At 44.1% G+C, this 4,826-nt stretch carries 6 protein-coding genes; all 6 read left to right on the top strand.

Translation table 11 applies throughout. The features are described 5' to 3' along the window. Nucleotides 1-333: IS30 family transposase (locus tag B9G53_RS26305; protein WP_141211908.1), on the top strand; the 333-nt coding region annotated here is incomplete at its 5' end. Further along, entirely contained in the window at nucleotides 299-1,723 is a 1,425-nt protein-coding gene (locus tag B9G53_RS26300) for a Zn-binding domain-containing protein (protein WP_176453365.1), read from the top strand. The genes B9G53_RS26305 and B9G53_RS26300, both read left to right, overlap by 35 nt. 431 nt (nucleotides 1,724-2,154) lie before the next feature. Beyond that, a complete protein-coding gene (locus B9G53_RS26295) occupies nucleotides 2,155-3,372 on the top strand; it encodes a hypothetical protein (RefSeq protein ID WP_094536377.1) in 1,218 nt (405 codons plus the stop codon). A gap of 58 nt (nucleotides 3,373-3,430) precedes the next feature. Continuing rightward, nucleotides 3,431-3,841, top strand: a complete 411-nt coding sequence (locus tag B9G53_RS26290; protein WP_176453364.1) for an ATP-binding protein — start codon at nucleotides 3,431-3,433, stop codon at nucleotides 3,839-3,841. An 84-nt stretch (nucleotides 3,842-3,925) separates the two neighbouring features. After that, a complete protein-coding gene (locus tag B9G53_RS26285; protein WP_094536376.1) occupies nucleotides 3,926-4,246 on the top strand; it encodes a hypothetical protein in 321 nt (106 codons plus the stop codon). Beyond that, complete coding sequence (locus tag B9G53_RS26280; protein ID WP_094536375.1) at nucleotides 4,197-4,523, top strand: type II toxin-antitoxin system RelE/ParE family toxin; 327 nt, start codon at nucleotides 4,197-4,199, stop codon at nucleotides 4,521-4,523. Before B9G53_RS26285 ends, B9G53_RS26280 begins: the two co-directional genes overlap by 50 nt. The last annotated feature ends 303 nt before the right edge of the window (nucleotides 4,524-4,826 follow it).

The raw sequence follows: 4,826 nt of genomic DNA, 5'->3' as shown, positions 1-4,826 counted from the left end.
AAGCTGTTTGAGCATGTAGAGTCAACATCTCGAAGGACAATGACATTTGATAATGGAAGAGAATTCTGTGGGCATGAGAAGCTATCTAAAAGATTGAAACTAGACACTTTCTTTGCAAATCCATATCATTCATGGGAACGTGGATTAAATGAACATACCAATGGATTGATTAGAGAGTTCTATCCCAAAAGTACAAACTTCAAAATCGTAAAAGAAGAGGACTTTAAGAAGGTGGTGAATTTGATCAATCACAGACCGAGAAAATCACTTGACTATCGTACTCCTTACGAAGTATTCTTTGCTTCATCAGACCCCGTTGCATTTCATCCTTGAATTGGCGAGTTTTTATCAACGGATTGGCAGAGCAGGAAGGTATCAGCATGGGCTAGTTGTGTTTCTACCATCCTTGGGAGATCCGCTTGATTATTACTACGGRAGCAATCCTYAGATGCTTCTCGATGGAGAAGTTGAACGCGCCCTTTGCAATCCCAACTATCACTCAATTCTCAGTAAGCATCTTCGTTGTGCGGCAAGTGAAAGCATGATTCCTGCCAGTGAAGTCAAACAACGCTTTGGCGACAACGCTGGCAATATTACTGATGAACTGCTCAATCAAAAAGCATTACAACTTAATGAGAAATCAGGCGATCTCTTTACCCATGACCACCCACATAACTCAGTTAATCTGAGGGGAGCAACTCAAGACTCAGTTATGTTGGTAGACGGCAATACTAATCAAGAACTTGAAGAACTATCGCTACTACAGGTCTATCGTGAAGTATTTCCTAATGCGATATACGCTATGCAGAGTAACGATGGAAATTTGCAATATTACCGATCGCGATCGCTAGATTTAGAATCAAAACAAGCCAACTTAATTCTCCTTGATTCAGAGCCGAAGCTCCGCACACAGGCTACACAAGACATGACTATTAAGCCATTGGAGCCTCTGCGTGAGCCAAGACTAGTTTCTTTAAATCTCAAAGACAGTAAGTTACGCTTGACCCTTAGCTGGGCTGAAATTACGAATCATGTAACGGGATATAACTTGATCAGCAAAGTCAGAACAATTACCTGTAGCCATCCTCGTTGTTCACGCTATCATCAACCAATGCAGTCTGATATTTGTACCGCCTGTAGCAAACCAACTAGATTAGCTGAAATTACAGAAGTCGAAGAAGAAAATCTATTTGATGTCGCTTATACGACTCACTATCAAGCCCCAGTATTGAGGATTGAGATGAATTTAGAGTTGTCGGAACCATTACAAGAATATGCCAATAAACTCAAACAACAGATAGAGAATCAATTTGGCACTGAGATTCCTTCAGAACTTACACCTCTATTTCAAACTGAGCCTGCCGATCTAGCCTTACATTCAATTTGTCATCAGATTGGGATTGCCGTCCCTTTATTAGTACTGAGCGATCGCCAAGATCTGAATAGCTATTGTGAGACCGAGAAAAATCGAGTTAATACGTTAAAGACAATTGCCTATTTTTTTGATACGACCGATGGCGGTAATGGCACTTGCGAGGAATTATTTGATCGCTTTGAAGCGTTTGCTGTTCGGGCTGCTCAATTAGTTGAGGCTTGTAATTGTCAATATGGTTGTCCAAGATGTCTCACGGATGCGCGTTGTCCACAGGATAATCAAGCATTAAACAAAGCATTAGGTTTGTTCTTGCTCCAAGCTATTAGTGATGAACCAGAATTTTTTTAAATGATCGCTCAGTTGTCTGGTGCGATCGCTTATTTGAGGATAGATGCAGGATACGAATAATGGCTTTGTGCTTGATGAGGATATGTTTAAGTGTTTGAAACGAAACCCAAGGAAACGAGACAGCTTGAGGTTGCTGCTTAGATCTAAGGACTCTCCTCAGCAGGAATTGATAACTTGCAACTTGCTAAGCCTTAGCCTTAGTTTTGGGTTTTAGACTCACTTTTCCCGTAATTTGCTGCTAATTCGTAAACATTGCTTTTTTGTCACACTAAAACCCGAAAATCTCTGTTATATTCGCTGTATAACTTGATAGGTTCTTCTCGGTCATACCGACAAAGGTTAACTATGCAATCTTAATTGATGAACTTCAGCTAAGGTTAAATATGACTCAGACTGAACTTGCTAAGAAAATAGGTCAATAGGGGGTAGTAGTGCGATTTGATCTTAATTTGCGGGACAAGGTACGCAGTCAGTTTCGCGATATTGCTAAAGAGATGCAGGGGTGGCAAGTACGATCGCGCCTGCTAGATGATGAAATCGATCGCGCCCGATCGCAGATTTGTTTGTTTGGGCATACGACGATACGAGATCGCTTAAGCGTTGGTGGGGTGGATGGCAGTGGCGATTTTCCTTTGCTGAGTTACGCTGATTCGTTTGTATATCTGGCATTAGCACAGGCAACGGTGTATGAGGCAAATCGGATTACGGGTTTGTGGGAGCAGGGACCTGCGCCAGAGATTGTTTTTGAATCGGCATGGTTGCCAGAAAATAGTGAAGAAGCTCCAGAAGTGCTCGATCGCTTTCATGAGAGGCTTGCGGGGATGTCTTTGGTGGATGTGGTGGAGGCTTCGGACTATCGGATGCTAAAAGCGAAGGAGATCCGCAAGACATTGAGCGTACAGACTTTGCTGAATAATCTGGTGCGTCCCCATGCTAGTGATACGGGGAATTTGGCGATTCAGTTGCGATCGACGGCTGAACTGGGAGCAGCACTGAGGCTGATCCAGTCGGAGACTTGTCCTGACTATTTGTTGATGGACACGACTTTTTCGTTGCCTTTGTTGTCTTCGACTAGCTCTTTGTTTTACGAGCATGTGAAGCGCTTGTGTTGTGTTGAAGCGTTGCGACAGGGCAAGGGATTTTTTGCGTTGTCGAAGTCTCACGGTTTGCCAGGGATGGACTCTTTGGAGGAGTTGGCACGCGATCGCCGAGGGTTAGAGGGGAATCAAGTGGCGGAACATTGGTATTTGCGGATTCCTGAAGTTGGTCGTGAGGGATGGACATTATCGCTGTGTGAGGGGAGACGGTTGCCACCCGCAGGAGCAGTTTCGTATTTGGTGAGGTTTCATCGCTCGACTCCAGTATTGCGGCTAGATATGGACGTGAATTATTGGGAGAGGTTTGTGAAGGGTGGGACGGATGAGGAGACGATCGCGAGGGAACGGAGAATTTTTGAGGACTTGGACTATGCTTGCCATGACCAGAGGGTTTATGGCTATCCCTATCCGATTAAGGCGGCTCACGATCGCGCATCGTTAATGCAGTCGGAACGGGTGGCGATGCGGAAGCAGTTGATTGCTGAGGCAGTTTCGGCGGGAATGAGTCCGTCGCTATTTCGTGACCCTTCTTTAGCGACAGGACATCGGTAGGAGTAATTTACCGATCGCGATTCGCCGATCGCTAAGTAATGATGATGAGCAGGGGCAGGTGGGTTTGCGATCGCTGGCGGATGAGTTGGTGTTGAGGTTGGGGGATGGACGTTTGCCTTATTTGGAGAATGGGGTTCTGAGGACTAGCGATCGCTTGCCTTATGTGAATGTGGTGGTGGAGGAGGCTCCGAGTGTATTAAATCCGCAACGGATGAAGTTCGGCTCGGTGTTTCGCGATATTTCGCGACAAGGACGCAAGTTTGGGATTGGTTTGACGGTAGTTTTGCAGCAGGTTTCGGAAATCGATGCTGGGGTTTTGACACAAATTAATACGGAGTTGACTATGGCTTTGGGTAATGAACAGGAACGCAGGGAGGCAATTCGTAATGCTTCGGCGGATTTGTCGGGGTTTGAGAGGGAGTTGCAGGTGATGAGCAAGGGTCAAGCGTTGGTTTCGGCTTCTTATTAAGGATGTGCCTTTACTTGTGAAGATTACAGATTTTGATTTGCTTGTAAACTAGAGTAAATATATTTAAGTGAGGGACACTGAATTATGGTGACTTCTAATGTATCTGAGGAGCAAGAAATTGTAGTTCGCTTAGCGGCTAAGCTTTTGGAGGCATTGCCTAGTAATAATCTCAATGCGTGGATTAGCTCGGCGATCGTTGAAAAGCTCGAACGTGACGCATGGCTCAAGCAAAACTCGGCTGAGGCTAAGGCTATAAGCAGAATTGCTAATCCAATTCGAGAAGAGGATTGGGTAACGATTGGTACGCTCGATGAGGAGTTTGATATGGAGGAAATTGCAAGAAAGGTAAAGGAACGTGGCTACAACCGCAAAGTATCAATTACAGATAAATCCGTTGGTAATTAAGGTGGATTTGCTAGAATTGCCAGAAGATCTTCAAAGTGATTTCAATTCACTGATCAAACCTGCTTTGCAAGTTAATCCTGCTACGGGTGAGCCGTTTGATTGTCATAAGCTTAAAGGTGATTTGCAAGGACATCATGCCCTAGAAATTTTCTACGGAGGGGAAGCCTATCGATTGGTCTATCGGATCTATGAAAAGCCTGCGCCAAAACGGGTAAAAATATTGAGTTTTGGTTTGCATGATCCTGCTTATGAAAAGGCAAAACAACGAAAAGGTTGATATGGAGGTTTGAAATTAGCTTATTACTCAAGAGTACGAAAGGAAAGAAGTGAATAAAGTCTGTAGACGTATTAAATGTTGCCTGCGCGGAAACTGCTAAATGTGACTCATGATTGACCTGTCACAATGCCTGATTCGTCGTTATCTGGTCACATTTAAAGCTATTAATCCTATAAGCTGTTCTAACTAGTAGACAGTCAAAGGGTTATTGACGGATAGAGACGAAGCAATTTAATGCGAGCATCAGCAGTAGTAAATTGCCAGTTAACTTTACACGAGAGAGAATTCCKGCGATTTTCCCAA

It is taken from the genome of Pseudanabaena sp. SR411, from assembly GCF_002251945.1.
In the GTDB taxonomy this organism is placed as follows: domain Bacteria; phylum Cyanobacteriota; class Cyanobacteriia; order Pseudanabaenales; family Pseudanabaenaceae; genus Pseudanabaena.
This window is presented reverse-complemented; position numbering and strand designations above follow the sequence as displayed.